Genomic DNA, 22,254 nt, shown 5'->3' on the forward strand with positions numbered 1-22,254 from the left:
GGGGGGACCCTGTGGGAGAGTAGGACGCCGCCGAACAATTATTCCGGGAAAGCCCCGCACCTCTGGTGCGGGGCTTTCCTGCGTTCACGGGCAGATCGGAAACCATGGCGCCTCGGCGTGAATCCATGGTTGCCGAGTGGGATCAGAGACGGCCTGCTGCCTTGAGGGAGAGATAGGCGTCGGCGAGAGCCGGGGCGAGATTGTCCGGTGTGGCATCGACGACCACTACGCCCTGGCGTTGGAGCTGTTCCGCAGTGCGACGTCGCTGGGCTTGGGCCTGTGTCGCCGCTGCAGCTTCGTAGACCGCGTCCACTGTCCCTCGGGCGCCTGCCATCTCCTCGATGTGCGGGTCGGCCACCGCGGCCACCAGGACCGTGTGGCGCTGGGTCAGCCGGGGGAGGACAGGGAGCAGGCCCTCTTCGATGGGGGCCGCGTCCAGACTGGTGAGAAGCACGATCAGAGACCGACGAGGGGCACTTGCCAGGGCAGTGGCGCTGAGAGCCCGAGCGTCTGTTTCCACGAGCTCCGGTTCGAGGGGGGCCAGCGCCGTGACCATGGCCGACAGGACCTCTCCTGCGGCGCGACCCTGGACCTGGGCGCGGGTGCGGCGGTCGTGGGCCAGTAGGTCGACGCGGTCGCCGGCGCGTGTCGCGAGAGCGGTGAGGAGCAGAGCCGCGTCCATGGCTGCGTCGAGCCGGGGCACATCACCGACCCGGCCCGCCGAGGTACGGCCCGTATCGAGAACGATGAGGATATGGCGGTCCCGCTCAGGGCGCCACGTACGGACGGCGACAGCGGACTGACGTGCTGTTGCCCGCCAGTCGATGGATCGGGTGTCATCGCCAGGGACGTAGGCGCGCAGACTGTCGAACTCCGTGCCTTCGCCGCGGGTGAGGGCACTGGTGCGGCCGTCTAGTTCGCGGAGTCTGGCAAGGCGGGACGGCAGATGCTTGCGGCTGGTGAAGGGCGGAAGGACGCGCACCGTCCACGGGACGTGGTGATTTCCCTGCCGGGCAGCCAGGCCCAGTGGCCCGTAGGAGCGGACGGTGACGCGTTCGGCTCGGCGGTCGCCGCGACGCGTGGGGCGCAGAAGCGTGATGACGCGACGGCGTTCGCCGGCCGGGATGTCCAAGGTGTGACGGGACGCGGCCTGCTCGGTGCCGGTCAGCCAGCTGCTGGGGGGCCAGGCGTCACGGAGATGCGCGCGCAGCCGGCGACGTGAGGGATTGGTTACGGTCAGTTGTACTTCTGCGCCGTCACCGAGTCGAACGGTTGTGTCACCGGATCGGGTGAACTGGAGCGTTCGTACTGGCGTCGCCAGGGCGTAGTCGCACAGAATTGCTAGAGAGAGCGGGGCATTGACCGCGAGCATGCCTGTCCAGCTCGGGGCCAGGATGCCTACAGGGAGTGACCCCAGAGCGGCGAGCAGCGCGGTTCGTCCGGTGAGGGCCACGGTCACCGCCTCATCGGGGTACGGGGACGTGGGCGAGGACCGCGGTGATGACGGAGTCGGGGGTGACTCCTTCCATCTCCGCCTCGGGCCGCAGCTGGATGCGATGGCGGAGCGTGGGGAGTGCCAGGGCTTTCACGTCATCCGGAATGACGTAGTCACGGCCGGTGAGCCAGGCCCATGCGCGAGCCGTGGAGAGCAGGGCGGTTGCGCCTCGGGGGGAGACACCGAGGGAGAGCGAGGGGGATTCACGCGTGGCACGGCAGATATCGACGACATAGCCAGTGATCTCGGGGGAGACCGTGGTCCTGGCGACCGCGGTGCGGGCGGCCTCCAGGTCGGCGGGGCCTGCGACGGGGCGCACGCCTGCTGACGTCAGGTCGCGGGGGTTGAAGCCATCGGCATGGCGGGTCAGGACGTTGATCTCCTCGTCGCGGGACGGCAGCGGCACCGTCAGTTTGAGGAGAAAGCGGTCCAGTTGGGCCTCGGGGAGCGGGTATGTGCCCTCGTACTCGACGGGGTTCTGGGTGGCGGCGACCAGGAAAGGGTCCGGCAGAGGGCGAGGGGTTCCGTCGACGGTGACCTGGCGCTCCTCCATTGCCTCCAGGAGGGAGGACTGCGTTTTGGGGGGCGTGCGGTTGATCTCGTCGGCCAGAAGGAGGTTGGTGAAGACCGGCCCGGGCTGGAAGGAGAACTCGGCCGTGCGGGCGTCGTAGACGAGGGATCCGGTGACGTCGCTCGGCATCAGGTCGGGGGTGAACTGCACACGCTTGGTGTCGAGTTCGAGTGAGGCGGCCAGGGCGCGGACCAGGAGGGTCTTGGCTACGCCGGGAACGCCTTCGAGCAGGACGTGGCCTCGGCAGAGCAGTGCGACGACCAGCCCGGTGACGGCCGGGTCCTGGCCGACGACGGCCTTGGCGATCTCGGAGCGCAGAGCTTCCAGGGATGCGCGGGCTGTGTCGTCGTCCCCGACGGTCTCGGTTGTCCCGGCGGGCACTGGGGGCGGGGCGCTCATGAAGTGCGTACCTCTCTTTCGAGGGTGTCGAGTTGGTCTGCCAGACGGACAAGGGTGGCGTCGTCGGCCGGAGCCGGGCCGAAGAGCAGGGTGTCCAGGCCGCCTTCAGCGGTGCTGAGGCGCGCGGAGACGGCGGGGAGGAGCACGGAGGGGGAGTGTGCATCGCGTGGGGAGACCCCGATGAGGGGTGCGATACGGGTGCGGGTGGCGGAGCGCAGTGAGGAGGCGGCCCGGTCGCGGGCGTTCGCCTTGCGGTAGAGGCGGGCACGGCCCTCGGTGGATTCGGAGGCGCGAATGGCCACGGGCAGCCGTTCGGTGACCAGGGGGCCCAGTCGGCGGGCGCGCCAGATGGCGGCGAGCGCTGCGGCGACTGCGAGCTGCAGGGTGCCCCAGAGCCAGCCCGACGGGATGAGGTCGATGAAGCTGCGGTCGTCGCCCGTGCCGTCGCCAGCACTGCCGCTGTTCCGGGCGGCGGAGGGATCAGCGAGCGAGGGGAGGTACCAGACCAGATGCGGGCGGGAGCCGAGGAGTTGAAGGGCCAGGGAGGCGTTGCCCTGGCTGGCGAGCCTGTTGTTGTAGAGCAGATCGGGCGAGCCGAGGAGGACGGTGTCGGCGGCGCCCTTCTCCTGGACGAGGAGCAGGGTGGGGAGGTTGCCACTGGGGTAGCAGCCGATGGTGTCGAGTCCGTCCGCCGTGTAGCGGAAACCTCCCGTGTCGGCGTCGCCCGCTGTGCGGGCTGCGGGCAGGGAGCACTGCGGTGTGCGGGTTGTTACCGGGCCGGAGGAGTTCGCGCGGACGCCGGGGGCCAGTGCGTCCGTGGACAGAGGGTCTGCCGCGAGGAGGACGGTGCGGCCGGCCGAGTCGACGGTCGCGGCCCGGAGTTCGTTCTGCTGATGCGGCGTCAGCAGGTTCGGTGCGGTGACGAGCAGGGTGGTGTCGGGGCCGGTTGCCCCAGTGGCCTCGTCGAGCGTGGTGGCCACGCGGACGGAGACACCGCGGTCCTTGAGGAGTTCGGCGACGGCCCGACTGCCGTGCTGGTCGGCCGAGCGGGGGTCGAGTCGGCCGTGCTGGTCGCCGGAGCGTGCGGTGGCCAGCACGATTCCGGCCGCTACGAGAAGGAGGAGGGCGAACAGCAGACCGCGGGTGCGGGTCCAGACCTGGCGGGCAGAGAGGGAGGCCGAGGTGGGGGACGCGGTGGTGGCGACTGCGGTCACTCGGCGGCCCCCCGGACCGCGGTGGTCAGCAGGGGCTTGGCGTCCTCGAGGTCGAGGTCGAGGGCCTGCACGGTCAGATACGTCTGCTGGCCGGCGCTCCGGCCGCCGTATGTGACGTCGTCGAAGTCTCGGGCGGCGGCGCGGAGCGGTATCTCGTGTCCGGGCAGTGAGCGGCCCGCCTCGGCGGCGGCCTCGTCGGCCGTGCGGCCGGGGCGTGGGTCGAGGAGTGCGCGTTCCTCGAGGGAGCGCACGATGGCCCGCATGCGCTCCTGGACGGCCTCGTTCCAGTGCTGGGCGGCAGCGTGCGCCTCGGCGGCCGTGCGGTGTTCGGCTGCGCTGCGCGGGCTGTCGTCGAAGAGGGCGTCGGTGGTGCGGGAGGTGCGTTGCGGGGTGCCCAGTCGCCACCAGAGCGCGACGACCAGGCCGATGACCACCAGTACGAGGACGATCAGTCCGAGCGGTCCGCCCGGGGCGGCGTTCGAGGCCGTGGCGAAGAGGTCGCCGAGCCACCCCCACAGGCGGTCGAGGCCGCGCTGGAGGAGGTTCGGGTCGTTCTCGTGGTACATCGGATGGGACAGCTCGTGCTTCGCCGCCTCACGAGCGGGGACGCGCGGGGTGTCCACCGGTACGTCGCTGCTCGCGTGGATCAGTAGCTGTGCTGTTGTGGTGCCCCCCGCCCCCGACACGGCATCAGCTCCTGGTGTTGTAGCCGGGCAGGCCGGCGGCCCGGGCGAGTTCGAGGTCGAGTGCCTCGCGGCGGATGCGCTGGTCCACGTAGAGCAGAGCCATCACACCGGCGGACAGCGGGTAGGTGATCGTCGAGATGATGACCTCGCCGATGCCCGAGATGATCAGGAACGGCCAGCCGAATTCGGTGGACTCGCCGGTGAGGAAGGTGCTCAGTCCGTCGCCGTCCACGATCATCGCGATGATGCCGAACGGGACCGCGATGATCAGGGTCACGATGAGCGTCAGGAGCCAGGTGAGGAGCAGGATGCCGAACATCCGCCACCAGGCGCCCCGGACCAGCTTTGCGGACCGGCGCATCGAGACGATGATCGACTGCCGTTCCAGCATCAGCGCGGGCGAGGCGAGGCAGAAGCGGACCATCAGCCAGATGACGACGGCACAGGCGGCCATGAAGCCGATGAGGACGAGGCCGACGCCTGCGGTGGAGCCCATCAGCGCACCGGGCAGCACACCCACTGCCATGATTCCGGCGGCCATCAGGGCCAGCAGCAGGGTCAGGCCCAGCAGCTGGAGCAGGCGGGGCCGGGCCTCGGCCCATGCCTCGGAGAGCGTCACGGAGCGGCCCAGCACCGAGCGGCTGATCACCACGGTGAGCATGGATGTGGTGAAGAGTGTCGCGATCAGGGTGATGAGCGTGGATGGGGCGCTGTAGATCACGGTGGACTGGGCGGAGTCGGCGGCCTGGCGGAGTGCTTCCGCGCCGGTCGCGTTCGGGTCGACCGACGCCGGCTTCGGCAGCAGGTAGCGCTGCACGAGGATGATGGCGATCTGGGCGATCACGGAGACGGTGAGCGTGATGCCGAGGACTGTGCGCCAGTGGGCGCGCATGGCGGACACCGCACCGTCGAGGATCTCGCCGACGCCGAGCGGACGGAGCGGGATGACACCGGGCTTTGCCGCGGGTGGCCGACCCCAGCCGGATCCCTGCGGCCTGCTGCCCCAGCCGGGGACGGGTGGTGGTGCGCCGTGGCCGGTGCCGTGGCTGCTCGGTGGGGACCACTGCCCTGTGGGCGGCTGCGTGGGAGACCAGTTCCCGGCGTGGCCGCTGCCGTCCACGGGCGCGGAAGGCCGGGGGACGCCCGCCTCCTGGCCGTCGGAGGGGGCAGATCCGGGCGAGGCCCAGCCCGGAGTGTCGTTCATTCTCGCTCCTTCACGGTCCTGTCCGCTCATCGGGGCGGCAGGTTGGCAGCCATCGTGCCACGCGTTGGTCCGGTACGGGCCGGGTGCTCGATCTCCTTCGCACCTTCATTTGTGGGCGGCTCACCGGGCAGACTGGGCGGATGGCTGATCAGGACGCGCAATCGCCGGTGGGCATCGAGCCTTCCGCGCTTCCCTCCATCCGTTGGGACGAGCCTGCGGAAGGCGCTGCACTGGTGCTCCTCGACCAGACGCGGCTGCCCGTCGAGGAGGTCGGGCTGGTGTGTGCGGATGTGCCCGCGCTGGTGCGGGCGATTCAGACGCTGGCTGTGCGCGGGGCGCCGTTGCTGGGCATCGCCGGGGCCTACGGGGTGGCGTTGGCTGCTGTCCGGGGCGATGACGTCGGGGAGGCTGCGGGGCTGCTGGAGCGGGCGCGACCCACCGCCGTGAACCTCGGATACGGGGTGCGCCGTGTGGCGGGGGCGTACTGGGCGGCCCTCGACAAGGGCGCGGATTCGCAGCGGGCGGCCGCGGTGGCGCTGGCGGAGGCCAAGGCACTTCACCGGGAGGACGCCGAGGCCAGTCGGCGCATGGCGCAGTACGGACTCGCGCTGCTCGACGAGCTGCTGCCGGGCAGTGGGCATCAGCTGCTGACCCACTGCAATTCGGGAGCGCTCGTCTCGGGCGGTGAGGGCACGGCCTTCGCGGTGGCGCTCCGCGCGCACCGGGAGGGGCGGCTGCGAAGGCTCTGGGTGGACGAGACGCGTCCGCTGTTGCAGGGGGCTCGGCTGACCGCTTATGAGGCGGCGCGCAACGGGATGGCGTACAGCCTGCTCACGGACAACGCGGCGGGTTCGCTGTTTGCCGCGGGGGAGGTCGATGCCGTGCTCATCGGCGCCGACCGCATCGCGGCGGACGGGTCCGTGGCGAACAAGGTCGGGAGTTATCCGCTGGCGGTGCTTGCCAAATACCACCATGTGCCGTTCATTGTGGTGGCGCCGACCACGACCGTGGATCTGGGGACCGCGGACGGGGCGTCGATCATTGTGGAGCAGCGTCCCGGCCGGGAGGTGACGGAGTTCACATCTCCGCAGCTCGGGTCGGGCGGCGGCGAGGCGGGCGGACTGCTCGTGGCACCGCTGGGAACCCAGGCGTACAACCCAGCATTCGACATCACGCCGCCGGAACTGATCACGGCGATCGTCACGGAGGAGGGCGCAGTTTCCCCGGTCACGGGGGTCGGACTGGCAGAGCTGTGTGCCAGGTCATCGCAGATAACGATTAGCTAATGGGATGATGTCGATTATGAAGGGACGCGTCCTTGTCGTCGACGACGACACCGCACTGGCCGAGATGCTCGGGATTGTGCTGCGTGGTGAAGGGTTCGAGCCGTCGTTCGTAGCGGACGGCGACAAGGCACTTGCCGCATTTCGTGAGGCCAAGCCGGACCTGGTTCTCCTGGATCTCATGCTGCCCGGACGGGACGGCATCGAGGTCTGCAGGCTGATCAGGGCCGAGTCGGGTGTGCCGATCGTCATGCTCACGGCTAAGAGCGACACGGTCGATGTGGTGGTGGGCCTGGAGTCCGGGGCCGACGACTACATCGTCAAGCCGTTCAAACCTAAGGAGTTGGTTGCCCGGATCAGGGCACGTTTGCGCAGGTCGGAGGAGCCGGCACCGGAACAGCTGACCATCGGGGACCTGGTCATCGATGTCGCTGGTCACTCGGTGAAGCGGGAGGGGCAGTCCATCGCCCTGACCCCGCTGGAGTTCGACCTGCTGGTCGCGCTCGCCCGCAAGCCGTGGCAGGTCTTCACCCGTGAAGTACTGCTCGAGCAGGTGTGGGGATACCGCCATGCCGCCGACACCCGCCTGGTGAATGTGCATGTCCAGCGGCTGCGTTCCAAGGTCGAGAAGGACCCGGAGCGGCCGGAGATCGTGGTGACCGTCCGAGGTGTCGGTTACAAGGCCGGACCGAGCTGACATGTCCCTGGGTAGCGCTGCTCCGAAGCCCGGGGAGCCGGGAGTCCGTACGGGGCGGGCTGCCGGTTCGGGACGTGGACCTTCGCCGTTGGGGAGGTTTCTGCAGGGCGGCCGGTTGTTCCACGACCGGGCGCCCGGCGGTCCCGTGCCGCGACTGCTGATGCGCTGGGTGCGGCGTCCGCTGCTGCCCGCCGTCCGGCTGTGGCGGCGCAACCTCCAGCTGCGGGTCGTCGCGGGCACGCTGCTCATGTCGCTCGGTGTGGTGCTGCTGCTCGGCCTGGTCGTGATCGGGCAGGTGCGCAACGGCCTGCTCGACGCGAAGGGCAAGGCTGCCCAGACACAGGCCGCGGGTGGTTTCGCGGCGGCCCAGGACAAGGCGAACGCTCCGCTCACCACCCCCGGCGGGCAGGGCGGCGATGCCGGTGACGGGGCGACCGCCAACAACTCGTGGCGGACCGAGCTCGTCGATCAACTTGCCAGTGGCGGCAAGAACGCCTTCAACGTGGTGGCGCTCAGCGCCGACGACGGCACCCGTGCGCCGCGCGGCTCGGGCAGCGTGGAAGCGGCCAGCGTCCCGCAGAGCCTGCGGGAGGCCGTGGACAAGGGGCCGGGTGCGTTCCAGACGTACTCACTGATCCGGTACGCGAACGGGCAGGAGTCGCAGCCCGGGCTCGTTGTGGGCAAGCGCCTGTACGACATCGACCACAATCCGTACCAGCTCTACTACCTCTTCCCGCTCACGCAGGAGGAGAAGTCACTGACCCTGGTCAAGGGCACCCTGGCGACCGCGGGACTGTTCGTGGTCGTGTTGCTCGGGGCCATCGCCTGGTTCGTGGTGCGGCAGGTCGTCACACCCGTGCGGATGGCGGCGGGGATCGCCGAGCGGCTTTCCGCGGGCCGGCTCCAGGAGCGGATGAAGGTCACCGGCGAGGACGACATCGCCCGGCTGGGTGAGGCCTTCAACAAGATGGCGCAGAACCTCCAGCTGAAGATCCAGCAGCTGGAGGAGCTCTCCCGGATGCAGCGGCGCTTCGTCTCGGACGTCTCGCACGAGCTGCGGACACCGCTGACGACCGTACGGATGGCCGCCGATGTCATCCATGAGGCGCGCGTCGACTTCGACCCCGTGACGGCGCGCTCCGCCGAGCTGCTCGGGGACCAGCTCGACCGGTTCGAGTCGCTGCTCTCCGATCTGCTGGAGATCAGCCGGTTCGACGCGGGCGCCGCAGCGCTGGAGGCCGAGCCGATAGACCTGCGGCAGGTCGTACGACGGGTGATCGGCGGCGCCGAGCCGCTCGCCGAGCGCAAGGGCACCCGGATCCGGGTGGTCGGGGACGAGCAGCCGGTGATCGCGGAGGCCGACGCGCGGCGGGTCGAGCGTGTGCTGCGCAACCTGGTCGTCAACGCCGTCGAGCACGGCGAGGGCAGGGATGTCGTGGTGCGGATGGGGGTGGCCGGAGGAGCGGTCGCCGTCGCCGTCCGGGACTACGGCGTGGGTCTCAAGCCGGGGGAGGCGACCCGGGTCTTCAACCGTTTTTGGCGCGCCGACCCGGCGCGGGCCCGGACGACGGGCGGCACCGGTCTCGGGCTGTCGATCGCCGTCGAGGACGCCCGGCTGCACGGCGGCTGGCTGCAGGCGTGGGGCGAGCCGGGCGGCGGCTCGCAGTTCCGCCTGACCCTGCCGCGCACGGCGGACGAGCCGCTGCGCGGATCGCCGATACCACTGGAGCCCGAGGACTCGCGCCGCAACCGGGAGAACCGGGAGCGGGCCGCGGACGGCGTCACGACCGGCAGTGAGCACCGGCTGGCCGCTGTACCGGCCCAGCAGTCCGGCCCCGACCGGTCGCCACTGCCCGTACCGGCGCGTGCCCCCTTGGCTCCCCTTACGGCGCCCGCTTCGGTGCATCCGGCGGCTCTGCCGGGCAGCGGCGCCCGGGTGGTCGCACGCCCCGCCGACGAGCGGCCGGGTGGCGACATCGAATCTGCTGCGCACCACCCGGAGCGGGAGGACACGACTCGTGGGCACTGACCGTCGTCAGGACGGCCGTGGACGGGCGGTGGGGCTGACCGCGTTGCTGGGGTGCGGCATCGTGCTGCTGTCCGCGTGCGGCTCGATGCCCGTCACCGGGGACGTCAAGGCGGTCGACGCCTCACAGCTGGGTGACTCCCAGGTCCAGGTGTACGCAGTGGCGCCGCGCGACAACGCCACCCCCAACGAGGTGGTCGACGGCTTCCTGGAGTCCATGACCAGCGATGACCCCGGATTCAGGACCACCCGCAAGTACCTGACGAAGAAGGCGGCCGGCATCTGGAAGCCGAGCGCATTCACCACAGTGCTCTCCAAGGCGCCGAACCGCAGCGACCGCACGGTCCGCGACAGCGACCGCAGCAGTACGGAGCTCAGCTACACCCTGACCGGCGAGAAGGTGGCGACGGTCGACGCGCAGAGCGCCTACCAGCCGGTCGCGCCCACGGAGTTCAACCGGACCCTGCACCTTGTGCGGCAGAACGGGCCGGACGGCAAGGAGTGGCGCATCGACCTCGTGCCGGACGGTCTGCTGCTCGGCCAGTCCGACTTCAAGCGTCTCTACCGCTCCGTCAACAAGTACTACTTCGCCGCGGGGCGGGCGGCTGGACAGTCCACGCTGGTTGCCGACCCCGTCTACGTACGCAACCGCACGGATCCCGTCACGGGAATGGACACCGTGACGCAGACGGTCCGCAGTCTTGTCGAGGGGCCGACCGACTGGCTGCGGCCGGTGGTCGACACCCGTTTCCCCACCGGTACGGCGCTGCGCAGGGGCGTCACCTCGCTGGCGCCCGACGACCGCAGTGTCCTGAAGGTTCCGCTGAACAAGAAGGCGGACAACGTCGGGCAGCGCTCCTGCCGCATGATGGCCTCTCAGGTGCTGTTCACCGTGCGGGACCTGACGTCCGCCCGGGTCGAGCAGGTGGAGCTCCAGCGGTCCGACAACTCCCCGCTGTGTGTGCTGGGCGCCGATCAGGCGGAGGAGTTCGCTCCGGACGGTTCGTCGGGCGGGCCCGACAGCCAGTACTTCGTCGATGCCAAGGGGCATGTCCAGAGCATCCCGGGATCCAACAGGGGCAGCGGCGATCCGGTGCCGGTGACCGGCCCCTTGGGTGACGGGCCGGTGCAGATGAGCACGGTCGGCGTGGCCCGTGACGAGCAGCTGGCGGCGGCGGTCTCGCAGAACAACGAGTCTCTGTACGTGTCCTCCATCGTCGCGGAGGGCGAGCTGCCCGCGCCCGCGGTGACCAGCAACGGCAAGAATCTGAACGACCGTCTGTCGGCGCCCAGCTGGGACGGCCGGGGCGATCTCTGGGTGGCCGACCGGGACCCGGACAACTCCCGGCTGCTGCGGCTGGCCGGCGGTGCCGGTAAGCCGTCGGAGGTCACGGTGCCGAGCCTGGACGGCGCGCGACTGGAGGCGTTGCGGCTGTCGGCGGACGGGGTGCGGATCGCGCTGCTGCTGACCAAGGACGGGCACACCACGCTGAAGATCGGCCGGATCGAGCGTCAGGCACCGGCCTCGAAGCAGGAGGTCTCCGTCGTGGAGTTGCGGCAGGCCGCGCCGCAGCTGGCGGACGTGACCGCGATGTCCTGGTCGGGCCGGAGCCGTCTCGTGGTGGTCGGTAAGGAGCAGGGCGGCGTGCAGCAGGTGCGCTATGTGCAGGCGGACGGTTCGGCACCGGCCTCGGGGGTGCTGCCCGGGGTGAACCAGGTGTCGGCGGTCGCGGCGGCGGACGACGAGCAGTTGCCGCTGATGGCGGACACCGAGGGTGACGGGATAGTGAAGCTGTCGCCGGGTGACAACTGGCAGACGGTGCTCAAGGAAGGCTCGTCGCTGGTCTACCCGGGCTGAGGCCTGCGCGCGTCGGTGAACGGGCCTTGCGCAAGGGCGCCTGCGTTTTCCACAGGGGTGGCCGGGTTCGTGAGCCGGGGGCACAGTGGAGATATGCGGGGGTGGTGGCGGGAGATTGCCGGGCTGGTGCTGCCGGTGGCCTGTGGTGGCTGCGGCAGGCCGCGCAGCGAGCTGTGCGAGGAGTGCAGGGCGGCGCTGTACGGCGTGGTGCCGCAACGGGTGAGACCCACGCCGGAGCCCGCCGGACTGCCGGTGGTGCATGCCGCCGCCGCGTACGAGAACGCCGTACGGGCGGTACTCCTGGCACACAAGGAGCGTGGCGCGCTTCCTCTGTCGAGGGCGCTCGGCAAGGCGCTGGCGGGTGCCGTGCGGGACGGGACGGGGCACGTGGGCGGTCCGGGGCCGCTGTTGCTCGTACCCGTGCCGTCGGCGCGGCGGGCCGTTGCGGCGCGCGGGCACGATCCGGCGCGCCGGATCGCGTTGGCCGCGGCGGGGGAGCTGAGGCGTGGCGGGGTGCCGGCCAGGGTGGTTCCGGTGCTGCGGCAACGGCGCCCGGTGGCCGATCAGTCGGGGCTCGACGCCCGGCAGCGGCAGGCGAATCTGGCGGGTGCGCTGGAGGTGGTGGCCGGTGGTGAGCGGCTGCTTGCGGCCGAACGGGTAGTGCTCGTGGACGACCTTCTGACGACCGGGGCCTCGCTGACGGAGGCTGCACGGGCGGTCGAAACCGCGGGCGGGCGCAGAGGACCGGGTTCCGGATCGGGGCTGGCGGCCGTTGTCGCAGCGTCGCCGTCTGCCTTCGAAATAAACCGGAACTGCTAGTCAGCCTGCATCGTTGCAGGTAGTGAGTGGGTAAAGGGCCCTGAACGGAGGTACGTGCGAGTAGCGGGTGCCGACATCCGGCCGATCAGGCTATGTTCGGTTGTGAGGAATGGTGAATGCCAGACCTCGACGAGTGCACCACGAGGTTTCGGGCAGGCGACTCACCGGTAGTCCAGGCGTTCAAAAAGATCGGTGGGGTGGAGACCTCCCCGACGGGGGAGGAGGAGGTGGAAGTCACCGAGTCCGCGGCTCCGGCGACCACCGGGGCCTGGTGCAAAAGGGAGATGCTCCGCCGCTGAGCGGAGCGATCCGGGAACGGAGTTCTGCGTGGACATCGTCGTCAAGGGCCGCAAGACCGAGGTGCCCGAGCGGTTCCGCAAGCACGTGGCCGAGAAGCTGAAGCTGGACAAGATCCAGAAGTTCGACGGCAAGGTGATCAGCCTCGACGTCGAGGTGTCCAAGGAGCCAAACCCCCGTCAGGCAGACCGCTCCGACCGGGTGGAGATCACGCTCCGCTCGCGTGGGCCGGTCATCCGCGCTGAAGCGGCCGCAGGCGACCCGTACGCAGCGCTGGACCTGGCCACCGGGAAGCTGGAGGCGCGGCTGCGCAAGCAGCACGACAAGCGCTTCAGCCGCCGTGGCAACGGCCGGATTCCCGCTGCCGAAGTCGCCGAGACCGTGCCGGGTACGGCGTCCTTCAACAGCGAGGGCGACCTGGCCGGCGACGGCGCCGGCCCGTCTGTACCCATCACCAGGATCGGCTCGCTCGAGGTACAGGGCGAAGGACCGCTGGTGATGCGCGAGAAGACGCACGTCGCGGCACCGATGACGCTCGACCAGGCGTTGTACGAGATGGAGCTGGTCGGGCACGACTTCTATCTGTTCGTCGACTCCGAGACGAAGGAGCCCAGTGTCGTCTACCGGCGGCATGCTTACGACTACGGTGTCATTCATCTGAGGACCGACCCGCTGGCCGCTGACGAGGCGGGCGGCGCGGGCGGTGCGCTCGGCGGCTGACGCCCCGCATCGGCGGTGCCCCTGGGGCGTAAATCGCGCCAGGGGCACCCGCGTGCGACGACAGGACCACCGTTCTGACGTCCAGGCATGAAATCATGGCGTCCCAAGCCAATCGGTGTTCTGTGAAATGCCGTTGGCGGAGTGTTTGTGAACTTCAGGCCATGGCCTTCAGGGGGAGGAACGATGGCGGACACCTTCGGGCCCGTGCGCGATGCGAATGACGGAGACGACGCTGCCGGTGCCGATACCGGCGCGGACACGGACAGCGGTTCCCACAAGGAGCCGATCCGCGTTCTGGTGGTGGACGACCATGCGCTCTTCCGCCGAGGCCTGGAGATCGTCCTCGCCCAGGAGGAGGACATCCAGGTCGTCGGCGAGGCGGGTGACGGGGCGGAGGCGGTCGACAAGGCGGCCGATCTGCTGCCCGACATCGTGCTGATGGATGTGCGCATGCCCAAGCGGGGCGGCATCGAGGCCTGCACGTCCATCAAGGAGGTGGCCCCCAGCGCGAAGATCATCATGTTGACGATCAGCGACGAGGAGGCCGACCTCTACGACGCGATCAAGGCGGGCGCCACCGGCTATCTCCTCAAGGAGATCTCCACGGACGAGGTGGCCACGGCAATCCGTGCGGTAGCCGACGGACAGTCCCAGATCAGCCCGTCCATGGCGTCCAAATTGCTCACCGAGTTCAAGTCGATGATCCAGCGGACCGACGAGCGCCGACTGGTGCCGGCGCCGCGGCTGACCGACCGGGAGCTCGAAGTCCTCAAACTGGTTGCCACGGGCATGAACAATCGCGATATCGCGAAGGAGCTGTTCATTTCCGAGAACACCGTGAAGAACCACGTCCGCAACATTCTGGAGAAGCTGCAGCTGCACTCCAGGATGGAAGCAGTGGTCTATGCCATGCGGGAGAAGATCCTCGAGATCAGGTAAAGCAACGGCATGGTCAATTGAGGGCGCGGGCGATTTCCTGGGCGAGCGGCTCGCGCAGCTCCGGTGCGTCGACCCGCTCCAGCCGTACGTCCGTACAGCCGACCCAGGACGCCGCCTCCACCAGGGCCTCGGCCATCGGCGCCACGGCCTTCCTGCCCGCCAGGGAGACCTGCCGGGCGACCAGCGTCGTGCCCTCGCGCGCTGGATCGACCCGGCCCTGCAGCTTGCCGCCGGCCAGCAGCGGCATCGCGAAGTAGCCGTGGATCCGTTTGGGCTTGGGGACGTACGCCTCCAGGCGGTGCGTGAAGCCGAATATCCGCTCCGTCCGGGCCCGCTCCCAGATCAGTGAGTCGAACGGCGACAGCAGCGTCGTACGGTGCCGTCCGCGGGGCTCCGATGCCAGCGCCGCCGGGTCGGCCCAGGCGGGCTTCGCCCAGCCCTCCACCGTCACCGGCACCAGACCGGAGTCCGCCACCACCGCGTCGAACTGCTCGCCCTTGAGCCGGTGGTAGTCCGCGATGTCCGCGCGGGTGCCGACCCCCAGCGACTGCCCCGCGAGCGCGACCAGCCGGCGCAGGCACTCCGTGTCGTCCAGATCGTCGTGCAGTACGGCATCGGGCAGGGCGCGCTCCGCGAGGTCGTACACCCGCTTCCAGCTGCGCCGCTCGGTGCACACCACCTCGCCGTACATCAGGGCCCGCTCGACGGCGACCTTCGACGCCGACCAGTCCCACCACTCTCCGCCATTCTTCGCGCCGCCCAGCTCCGTCGCCGTCAGCGGACCCTCGGCGCGCAACTGCTTGATCACCGCGTCGTAGGCCCCGTCCGGCAGGTCGTGGTGCCAGTGCGGGCGCGAGCGGTAGGCGCGGCGGCGGAACGCGAAGTGCGGCCACTCCTCGACCGGCAGGATGCACGCCGCATGCGACCAGTACTCGAAGCTGCGGCCGGCCGACCAGTACGCGTCCTCGACCGTGCGTCGGCCGACGGCGCCGAGGCGCGCGTACGGAATCAGTTCGTGCGACCGGGCCAGCACCGAGATCGTGTCGAGCTGTACGGCACCGAGGTGCCGCAGCACGCCCGGCACCCCGGCCCGGCGGTCCGGCGCGCCGAGGAAGCCCTGGGCGCGCAGGGCGATTCTGCGGGCCTGGTCGGCGGAGAGTTCGGCGGCGGGAGGCGGCACTGGCGTCATGCCTCGCACCCTAGAGGGCGGCACTGACATCCGTTCACGGAGCGGTGGACAGATCTGTGGGGAGCCCGGGGGCCATGCCGGAGGAGAGGCCGGCCGAGGTGGCCGTGGCCGGGAGATACGGGTGCGCGCCCGGCAGGCCCAGGTCGGACGGGAGCAGCGCGCCGACCCAGATGTCCCGCCGTACTCCCTTGTTCAGCAGCCCCGACCGCTGGTCGCCCTCCATGCGGAAGCCCGCCCGCCGCGCCACGGCCCGCGAGGGTTCGTTGCCGACCTCGGCCCGCCACTCCAGCCGGTCCCCGCCGAGCGAGGTGAAGGTCCAGTGGGCCGCGGTCCGTACCGCCTCCGTCATGTAGCCGAGACCGCGGTGCTCCTTCGCGGTCCAGAACCCCACCTCGTACGTGCCGTGCAGGTTGCGGCGGTTGATGCCGAGCGCGCCTGTCATGGCCCCGCCGTCGCGCAGGACCACCGCGAAGTTGTACATCGAGTCGTCCTGCCAGCCGCCGGGGGACAGCTTCAGGGCGAAGAGTTCAGCGTCGGCGTGGGTGTACGGGGACGGGACAACCGTCCAGCGCTGGATGTCCGGGTCCTGACAGGCGGCATGCACCTCGTCCGCGTCGCCCGCGTGGAAGGGGCGCAGCAGCAGACGCTCGGTGGTGAGAGTGATCGGCTCCATGTACGGATTCTGGTCAGGCGCCGACGGTGATGCGAACACTTTTCGGGGTTCTCGGCACCTTCGGGGCCCTCTGTCCGTTGACTCGGAAGGGCACAGTGGTGGCAACGCGGCGGCAGCCCTCCCGACGAGGCGGGGTCCTCGCTTACGATGGCCGTTGCGGTGGGGCCCACCTGCCGTGCCCGCGCCAGCGTCCGTAACACGACCCAGTGCCAGGCCCGACCGGCAAGGAGACCAGCCTCAGTGTCCGTCTTCAACAAGCTCATGCGTGCAGGCGAAGGCAAGATCCTGCGCAAACTGCACCGCATCGCGGACCAGGTCAGCTCCATCGAAGAGGACTTCGTCAACCTCTCCGACGCCGAGCTGCGGGCGCTCACCGACGAGTACAAGGAACGGTACGCGGACGGCGAGAGCCTGGATGACCTGCTTCCCGAGGCATTCGCAACGGTCCGAGAGGCCGCGAAGCGTGTCCTCGGACAGCGCCACTACGACGTCCAGATGATGGGCGGCGCGGCCCTGCACCTCGGCTATGTGGCCGAGATGAAGACCGGTGAGGGCAAGACCCTCGTCGGCACCCTGCCTACGTACCTCAATGCGCTCTCCGGCAAGGGCGTGCACCTGATCACGGTCAATGACTATCTGGCCGAGCGCGACTCCGAAATGATGGGCCGGGTCCACAAGTTCCTGGGCCTGACCGTCGGCTGCATCCTGGCCAACATGACTCCGGCCCAGCGCCGCGAGCAGTACGCCTGCGACATCACGTACGGCACGAACAACGAGTTCGGTTTCGACTACCTCCGCGACAACATGGCGTGGTCCGCGGACGAGCTCGTCCAGCGCGGCCACAACTTCGCCGTGGTCGACGAGGTCGACTCGATCCTCGTCGACGAGGCCCGTACGCCGCTGATCATCTCCGGCCCGGCCGACCAGGCCACCAAGTGGTACGGCGACTTCGCCAAGCTGGTCACCCGCCTGACCAAGGGCGAGGCCGGCAACCCGCTCAAGGGTATCGAGGAGACCGGCGACTACGAGGTCGACGAGAAGAAGCGGACCGTCGCCATCCATGAGCCCGGTGTCGCGAAGGTCGAGGACTGGCTCGGCATCGAGAACCTCTACGAGTCGGTGAACACCCCCCTCGTCGGGTACCTCAACAACGCCATCAAGGCCAAGGAACTCTTCAAGAAGGACAAGGACTACGTCGTCATCGACGGCGAAGTCATGATCGTCGACGAGCACACCGGCCGTATCCTCGCCGGCCGCCGCTACAACGAGGGCATGCACCAGGCGATCGAGGCGAAGGAAGGGGTGGACATCAAGGACGAGAACCAGACGCTCGCCACGATCACCCTGCAGAACTTCTTCCGCCTATACGGCAAGCTCTCCGGCATGACCGGTACGGCGATGACCGAGGCCGCCGAGTTCCACCAGATCTACAAGCTGGGCGTCGTGCCGATCCCGACGAACCGGCCGATGGTCCGCCAGGACCAGTCCGACCTGATCTACCGCACCGAGGTCGCGAAGTTCGCCGCGGTCGTCGACGACATCGCGGAGAAGCACGAGAAGGGCCAGCCGATTCTGGTCGGCACCACCTCGGTCGAGAAGTCCGAGTACCTCTCGCAGCAGCTCTCCAAGCGCGGTGTGCAGCACGAGGTCCTCAACGCCAAGCAGCACGACCGTGAGGCGACGATCGTCGCCCAGGCCGGCCGTAAGGGTGCGGTCACGGTCGCGACGAACATGGCCGGCCGCGGTACGGACATCAAGCTCGGCGGCAACCCCGACGACCTCGCCGAGGCGGAGCTGCGCCAGCGCGGTCTCGACCCCGTCGAGCACGTCGAGGAGTGGGCGGCCGCGCTGCCCGCCGCGCTGGAGAAGGCCGAGCAGGCCGTGAAGGCGGAGTTCGAAGAGGTCAAGGAGCTCGGCGGGCTGTACGTGCTCGGTACCGAGCGGCACGAGTCGCGGCGTATCGACAACCAGCTGCGCGGTCGTTCCGGCCGTCAGGGCGACCCGGGCGAGTCCCGCTTCTACCTGTCGCTGGGCGACGACCTGATGCGGCTGTTCAAGGCGCAGATGGTCGAGCGCGTCATGTCGATGGCGAATGTGCCGGACGACGTCCCGATCGAGAACAAGATGGTGACGCGGGCCATCGCGTCCGCGCAGTCGCAGGTCGAGCAGCAGAACTTCGAGACGCGTAAGAACGTCCTGAAGTACGACGAGGTGCTCAACCGGCAGCGTGAGGTCATCTACGGCGAGCGCCGTCGCGTCCTGCAGGGTGAGGACCTGCAGGAGCAGATCCGCCACTTCATGGACGACACCATCGACGACTACATCCGGCAGGAGACCGCCGACGGCTTCGCCGAGGAGTGGGACCTCGACCGGCTGTGGGGTGCGTTCAAGCAGCTCTACCCGGTGAAGGTCACCACCGACGAGCTGGAGGACGCGGCCGGGGACCGGGCCGGGATCACCGCCGAGTTCATCGGCGAGTCCATCAAGGACGACATCCACGAGCAGTACGACGAGCGCGAGAAGCAGCTCGGCTCGGACATCATGCGTGAGCTCGAGCGGCGTGTGGTGCTGTCCGTCCTGGACCGCAAGTGGCGTGAGCACCTCTACGAGATGGACTACCTCCAGGAGGGCATCGGCCTGCGGGCCATGGCGCAGAAGGACCCGCTGGTCGAGTACCAGCGCGAGGGCTTCGACATGTTCAACGCCATGATGGAGGGCATCAAGGAGGAGTCCGTCGGCTACCTGTTCAACCTGGAGGTCCAGGTCGAGCAGCAGGTCGAGGAGGTTCCGGTGCAGGATGCGGCCGCGCGGCCGTCGCTGTCCAAGGAGGACGCCGCGGTTCCGGCCGGGGCGCGTCCGGAGATCCGCGCCAAGGGGCTGGACGCTCCGCAGCGTCCTGACCGGCTGCACTTCTCCGCTCCCACGGTGGACGGGGAGGGCGGCATCGTCGAGGGCGACTTCTCCAACGGTGACGGTGGAGCGGTGTCGGAGTCGGACGGGCTGACCCGGGCGGAGCGGCGCAGGGCGCAGAAGAGCGGTGGGGGCGGGCGGCGCCGCAAGAAGTAGTTCACGGTTGCGGTAGCGCCTGCGGCTTTTCGGCGTGGGTTTGTCTTGCAGGGCGGCTGGGGCCGGACACCGAGGGGTGTCCGGCCCCAGCCGTGTGTGGGGGGCGGGACGGGGGCCGGGGGCGCCCGGCGGGCGCTTTGCCCTCAATCGCCGGACGGGCTCGGAGTGGCGGACGGGGTTACTCCGGGGGAGCGGCTCGGCGTGCTGGACGGGTGTGTGCGGGGTGCGGTGGGATGTGGTGTGGTGCCGAGTTCTACCGCCGCGCAGCGCCAGCGCAGGTCGGGGCCCTGTTCCAGGCGGAAGGCCATGGCTCGTACCTGTTCGCCCGCCGCGATGCTCGCGCAGGCCTCCACCACGCCCGGGGCAGGCTGCGCGCCGTGGCACTGGCGTACCACCGGGCGGGCGCCGCGTGCCCTCAGTGGGGTGGTCGGGGCCAGTTCGGCGAGCTGGTCGTACGCCTCGCCGATCGTGTGGCCGAGCATCCAGTGCACCGGGCGCTGGCCGCTGAGTACCGCCAGGAGGCGCTCCGCGAACCAGTGGTGCGGGCGCAGCATCCGCTGAGGGGCCCGGCGGCGCTGCGACGGTACGGTCTCGGGCCTGCGCTGGTCGTGGCGTCCGGCGGGCCGGGTCCTGTTCACGCTCATTGTTGATCGCCCCCGTGATCCGAGGCCCGGCTTCATACCGGGCGGTAACTTCTGCTGTGGATCTTCTACGGCGGTGGCGGATGCGGCCGCAAGTGCCGAAGGGCCGCCGGCCGCGGTGCGTGAAGTTCACCTATCCGGGTGACGGGCCCGGTGCCACAAGGCTCTGGGAGGGCGTGGGGAGGGTGACAGGCGGTTGCCGGGTGGACGAGTCGGGGGCCGTACTCGTAACCCCGAAGGGGGACGCGCACGTATCCTGAGGGCGTCTCCGACTACGAAAGCGGCCAGCCATGCGCGTGTACGTCCCCCTGACCCTCTCCGGTCTCGCAGCGGCGCACCGGGCGGGCGAAGTCGGCCCCGGTCCGCTGACCGCGTACGCGGTGACTCCCGCACTGCGTGAGTGGTACGTCTCCGACGACATCGAGGAGCTGGAGTACGCGGCGCTCAACCGGGCCGCGGCCGCCTCGCTGCGTCTGATCGCGGGGGATCCCGGTGCGGTGCGCAGGCGGGTGGTCGTCGCCGTCGACGTGCCGGACGGGCAAGCAGTCGCCGACCCCGACCACAGCCTGGACCCGTCGTCGCTCGGCGAGGTGCGCATCGGTTCCGCGGTGGCGCTGGTGAAGGCGGCCGCGGTGCATGTCGACGCGGACGACGCGGAGAAGGACGTGGCGGCGGCCGCGTCGGTGCTCGGCGCTGCGGACCTCGGCGACGACGACGCGCAGTTCGTCGTGGACGGCGCCGAGGATCATGAGCTGCTCTGGTTCGGGGTGCAGGAGATTCCCAACCTGATCGGCTGACGGCGCAGGTCGAGCGCGCAGGCGCAGGGCGCGGGCCCGTTGTCGTACCCGGCGGGTATTTTCATTCCATGGGGACGAACGGGAAGCACCGCACGCATCTGGTCTGGGACTGGAACGGCACACTGCTCGACGACAACGCCGCGGTCGTCGGTGCGACGAACGCCGCGTTCGCCGAGGTCGGCATGGAGCCGATCACGCTTGAGCAGTACCGCGAGATGTACTGCATCCCGATCCCGCGCTTCTACGAGCGGCTGATGGGCCGGCTGCCCACCGAGGCCGAGTGGGAGCGGATGGACGGGATCTTCCACCGGTACTACATGGAGCAGCGGGCCGCCTGCGGGCTCACCACGGGTGCCGAGGAGCTGCTCGCGCAGTGGCAGCTGGCCGGCCGCAGTCAGTCGCTGCTGAGCATGTACGTCCACGAGCAGCTGGTCCCGGTGGTGCGGGGGTACGGAATCGAGCGGCACTTCACGCGGGTCGACGGCCGCACCGGGCCGTCCGGCGGCAGCAAGGCGCAGCACATGGAGCGGCACTTTGCCGCGCTGGACGGAGTGTCTCCCGATTGCACGGTGGTGATCGGTGATGCGGTGGACGACGCGGTGGCCGCGGCGCATGTCGGTGCGCGCGCAGTGCTCTACACCGGGGGGTCGCACAGCCGGAGCAGCCTGGAGGCGGCCGGGGTGCCGGTGGTGGACAGCCTGGGCGAGGCTGTGGCGCTCGCCGAGCGGATGGCCGGCTGAGGGATGGGGCTGCCGGGCCCGGCAGGATCCGAAACGGCCCGGAACGATCCGTGTGGGAGGGCCTAGTCCGCGGGAGCCTTGGTACGCAGGACCTTCAGGAACTCGCGCATCCAGGCCGAGTGGTCCGGCCAGGCGCGGGACGAGATCAGGGTGCCGTCGACCACCGCTTCGTGGTCCTCGAAGGTGGCGCCCGCCGTCTGCATGTCGAGTTCCAGCGCGGGGTACGCGGTGACACGGCGGCCGCCCAGCTCGCCGATCGCCGCCGTCAGCAAGGGGCCGTGGCAGATCTGCGCCACCGGCTTGTCCGTGTCGAAGAAGGCCTTGATGATCTTGCGGAGTTCGGCGTCGTTGCGCAGGTACTCGGGGGCGCGTCCGCCGGGGATGACCAGGGCTACGTAGTCACCGGCGTCCACCTCGGAGAATGCCAGGTCGGCCGGCCAGGTGTAGCCGGGCTTCTCGGTGTACGTGTCGAAGCCGGGCTCGAAGTCGTGGACCACGAAGCGGAGTGTCTTGCGGGCGGGGGCCGCGATGTGGACGTCGTACCCCTCCTCGCGCAGCCGCTGGTACGGGTAGAGGACCTCCAGGGATTCGGCAGCGTCGCCGGTGACGATCAGGATCTTCGGTGCCATGGTGCGGCTCCCCTCGCGCGGACGTCTCCCATAAGCGTGCATCTGTCCGTCGCGCGCTGTCCAGAGTGTCAAAGTTCGGGACCATCTTTTGTACACATACGGCTCATGACGGTTCCGGGTGCGGGCGAGATAGCCTGGACCCGTGATCAGCGCGATACGCCTCGGGGGCAGTGAAGCCCCCGGCCTGCGCCCGGAGTGCCAACGTGCCCGGGCTGATCCCCTCGTCCCGGACCCACTGCCAAAAATGGCCAATAAGGTCCCGGGCATCTCTCATAGCGGCATAGCGTCGTCTCAGACCGGAAACCCCGTGT

Annotated in this window: 18 protein-coding genes and 1 pseudogene; 10 read left to right on the top strand and 9 right to left on the bottom strand. The window is 69.7% G+C overall.

The annotated features are described in order from the left end of the window. Positions 1 to 142 precede the first annotated feature (142 nt). From ABZV38_RS13480 to ABZV38_RS13500, 5 genes are read right to left on the bottom strand one after another with little or no spacing between them, the layout of a single operon-like run. On the bottom strand, positions 143 to 1,453 hold the full coding sequence (locus tag ABZV38_RS13480; protein ID WP_356327043.1) for a DUF58 domain-containing protein: 1,311 nt from the start codon (positions 1,451 to 1,453) through the stop codon (positions 143 to 145). A gap of 10 nt (positions 1,454 to 1,463) precedes the next feature. Then, on the bottom strand, positions 1,464 to 2,465 hold the full coding sequence (locus ABZV38_RS13485) for a MoxR family ATPase (RefSeq protein WP_356326950.1): 1,002 nt from the start codon (positions 2,463 to 2,465) through the stop codon (positions 1,464 to 1,466). Then, positions 2,462 to 3,679, bottom strand: a complete 1,218-nt coding sequence (locus ABZV38_RS13490; RefSeq protein WP_356326951.1) for a DUF4350 domain-containing protein — start codon at positions 3,677 to 3,679, stop codon at positions 2,462 to 2,464. The genes ABZV38_RS13485 and ABZV38_RS13490 overlap by 4 nt, the downstream gene beginning before the upstream one ends. After that, entirely contained in the window at positions 3,676 to 4,365 is a 690-nt protein-coding gene (locus ABZV38_RS13495) for a DUF4129 domain-containing protein (protein ID WP_356326952.1), read from the bottom strand. The genes ABZV38_RS13490 and ABZV38_RS13495 overlap by 4 nt, the downstream gene beginning before the upstream one ends. A 4-nt stretch (positions 4,366 to 4,369) precedes the next feature. After that, on the bottom strand, positions 4,370 to 5,569 hold the full coding sequence (locus ABZV38_RS13500) for a hypothetical protein (protein ID WP_356326953.1): 1,200 nt from the start codon (positions 5,567 to 5,569) through the stop codon (positions 4,370 to 4,372). A gap of 140 nt (positions 5,570 to 5,709) precedes the next feature. Here ABZV38_RS13500 and mtnA point away from each other — a divergent pair, with 140 nt between their 5' ends. From mtnA to ABZV38_RS13535, 7 genes are all read left to right on the top strand, one after another. Then, positions 5,710 to 6,855, top strand: coding sequence for an S-methyl-5-thioribose-1-phosphate isomerase (gene mtnA / locus ABZV38_RS13505; protein WP_356326955.1), 1,146 nt, complete (start codon positions 5,710 to 5,712; stop codon positions 6,853 to 6,855). 4 nt (positions 6,856 to 6,859) lie between these two features. Beyond that, positions 6,860 to 7,549, top strand: coding sequence for a two-component system response regulator MtrA (gene mtrA / locus ABZV38_RS13510; protein WP_007448372.1), 690 nt, complete (start codon positions 6,860 to 6,862; stop codon positions 7,547 to 7,549). Position 7,550: 1 nt separating this feature from the next. After that, complete coding sequence (gene mtrB, locus ABZV38_RS13515; RefSeq protein ID WP_356326956.1) at positions 7,551 to 9,578, top strand: MtrAB system histidine kinase MtrB; 2,028 nt, start codon at positions 7,551 to 7,553, stop codon at positions 9,576 to 9,578. Continuing rightward, positions 9,568 to 11,433 carry an LpqB family beta-propeller domain-containing protein gene (locus ABZV38_RS13520; protein ID WP_356326957.1) on the top strand — a complete coding sequence of 622 codons (1,866 nt, stop codon included), beginning with the start codon at positions 9,568 to 9,570 and terminating at the stop codon, positions 11,431 to 11,433. Before mtrB ends, ABZV38_RS13520 begins: the two co-directional genes overlap by 11 nt. Positions 11,434 to 11,526: 93 nt before the next feature. Further along, positions 11,527 to 12,252, top strand: coding sequence for a ComF family protein (locus tag ABZV38_RS13525; protein WP_356326958.1), 726 nt, complete (start codon positions 11,527 to 11,529; stop codon positions 12,250 to 12,252). A gap of 327 nt (positions 12,253 to 12,579) precedes the next feature. Further along, a complete protein-coding gene (gene raiA / locus ABZV38_RS13530) occupies positions 12,580 to 13,269 on the top strand; it encodes a ribosome-associated translation inhibitor RaiA (protein ID WP_356326959.1) in 690 nt (229 codons plus the stop codon). 183 nt (positions 13,270 to 13,452) lie between these two features. After that, positions 13,453 to 14,208: a response regulator transcription factor gene (locus ABZV38_RS13535; protein WP_356326960.1), complete on the top strand. Its 756-nt coding sequence runs from the start codon at positions 13,453 to 13,455 to the stop codon at positions 14,206 to 14,208. Positions 14,209 to 14,221: 13 nt separating this feature from the next. Here the strand turns inward: ABZV38_RS13535 and ABZV38_RS13540 are convergent, their stop codons facing one another. Together ABZV38_RS13540 and ABZV38_RS13545 are read right to left on the bottom strand one after the other, a co-directional pair. Continuing rightward, positions 14,222 to 15,397 (bottom strand): crosslink repair DNA glycosylase YcaQ family protein, encoded by a 1,176-nt coding sequence (locus ABZV38_RS13540; RefSeq protein ID WP_356327044.1) that lies wholly within the window; start codon positions 15,395 to 15,397, stop codon positions 14,222 to 14,224. Between the two features lie 37 nt (positions 15,398 to 15,434). After that, positions 15,435 to 16,070, bottom strand: a pseudogene (locus tag ABZV38_RS13545) (GNAT family N-acetyltransferase); the annotation flags it as partial. Positions 16,071 to 16,310: 240 nt separating this feature from the next. Between ABZV38_RS13545 and secA the strand changes: the two are divergent. Next, a complete protein-coding gene (gene secA / locus ABZV38_RS13550) occupies positions 16,311 to 19,136 on the top strand; it encodes a preprotein translocase subunit SecA (RefSeq protein ID WP_356326961.1) in 2,826 nt (941 codons plus the stop codon). A gap of 143 nt (positions 19,137 to 19,279) precedes the next feature. Here the strand turns inward: secA and ABZV38_RS13555 are convergent, their stop codons facing one another. Then, positions 19,280 to 19,780 carry an Rv3235 family protein gene (locus ABZV38_RS13555; protein ID WP_356326962.1) on the bottom strand — a complete coding sequence of 167 codons (501 nt, stop codon included), beginning with the start codon at positions 19,778 to 19,780 and terminating at the stop codon, positions 19,280 to 19,282. A gap of 287 nt (positions 19,781 to 20,067) precedes the next feature. Here ABZV38_RS13555 and ABZV38_RS13560 point away from each other — a divergent pair, with 287 nt between their 5' ends. Continuing rightward, positions 20,068 to 20,574 (top strand): hypothetical protein, encoded by a 507-nt coding sequence (locus ABZV38_RS13560; RefSeq protein ID WP_356326963.1) that lies wholly within the window; start codon positions 20,068 to 20,070, stop codon positions 20,572 to 20,574. Positions 20,575 to 20,642: 68 nt separating this feature from the next. Next, positions 20,643 to 21,314 (top strand): HAD family hydrolase, encoded by a 672-nt coding sequence (locus ABZV38_RS13565; protein WP_356326964.1) that lies wholly within the window; start codon positions 20,643 to 20,645, stop codon positions 21,312 to 21,314. Positions 21,315 to 21,376: 62 nt separating this feature from the next. Here the strand turns inward: ABZV38_RS13565 and ABZV38_RS13570 are convergent, their stop codons facing one another. After that, the gene (locus ABZV38_RS13570; protein WP_356326965.1) at positions 21,377 to 21,943 is read right to left on the bottom strand and encodes a DJ-1/PfpI family protein; all 567 of its coding nucleotides are present in this window, start codon (positions 21,941 to 21,943) and stop codon (positions 21,377 to 21,379) included. Positions 21,944 to 22,254 lie beyond the last annotated feature (311 nt).

This window comes from Streptomyces sp. NPDC005181 (genome assembly GCF_040608395.1).
In the GTDB taxonomy this organism is placed as follows: domain Bacteria; phylum Actinomycetota; class Actinomycetes; order Streptomycetales; family Streptomycetaceae; genus Streptomyces.

What these genes read in the sequence shown, in the direction of transcription:
- ABZV38_RS13485 (WP_356326950.1), bottom strand. Translation starts at nt 2,465, where the DNA reads ATGAGCGCCCCGCCCCCAGTGCCCGCCGGGACAACCGAGACCGTCGGG.
- ABZV38_RS13500 (WP_356326953.1), bottom strand. Translation starts at nt 5,569, where the DNA reads ATGAACGACACTCCGGGCTGGGCCTCGCCCGGATCTGCCCCCTCCGAC.
- mtnA (WP_356326955.1), top strand. Translation starts at nt 5,710, where the DNA reads ATGGCTGATCAGGACGCGCAATCGCCGGTGGGCATCGAGCCTTCCGCG.
- mtrA (WP_007448372.1), top strand. Translation starts at nt 6,860, where the DNA reads ATGATGTCGATTATGAAGGGACGCGTCCTTGTCGTCGACGACGACACC.
- mtrB (WP_356326956.1), top strand. Translation starts at nt 7,551, where the DNA reads ATGTCCCTGGGTAGCGCTGCTCCGAAGCCCGGGGAGCCGGGAGTCCGT.
- ABZV38_RS13525 (WP_356326958.1), top strand. Translation starts at nt 11,527, where the DNA reads ATGCGGGGGTGGTGGCGGGAGATTGCCGGGCTGGTGCTGCCGGTGGCC.
- ABZV38_RS13535 (WP_356326960.1), top strand. Translation starts at nt 13,453, where the DNA reads ATGGCGGACACCTTCGGGCCCGTGCGCGATGCGAATGACGGAGACGAC.
- ABZV38_RS13540 (WP_356327044.1), bottom strand. Translation starts at nt 15,397, where the DNA reads ATGACGCCAGTGCCGCCTCCCGCCGCCGAACTCTCCGCCGACCAGGCC.
- ABZV38_RS13555 (WP_356326962.1), bottom strand. Translation starts at nt 19,780, where the DNA reads ATGAGCGTGAACAGGACCCGGCCCGCCGGACGCCACGACCAGCGCAGG.
- ABZV38_RS13560 (WP_356326963.1), top strand. Translation starts at nt 20,068, where the DNA reads ATGCGCGTGTACGTCCCCCTGACCCTCTCCGGTCTCGCAGCGGCGCAC.
- ABZV38_RS13565 (WP_356326964.1), top strand. Translation starts at nt 20,643, where the DNA reads ATGGGGACGAACGGGAAGCACCGCACGCATCTGGTCTGGGACTGGAAC.
- ABZV38_RS13570 (WP_356326965.1), bottom strand. Translation starts at nt 21,943, where the DNA reads ATGGCACCGAAGATCCTGATCGTCACCGGCGACGCTGCCGAATCCCTG.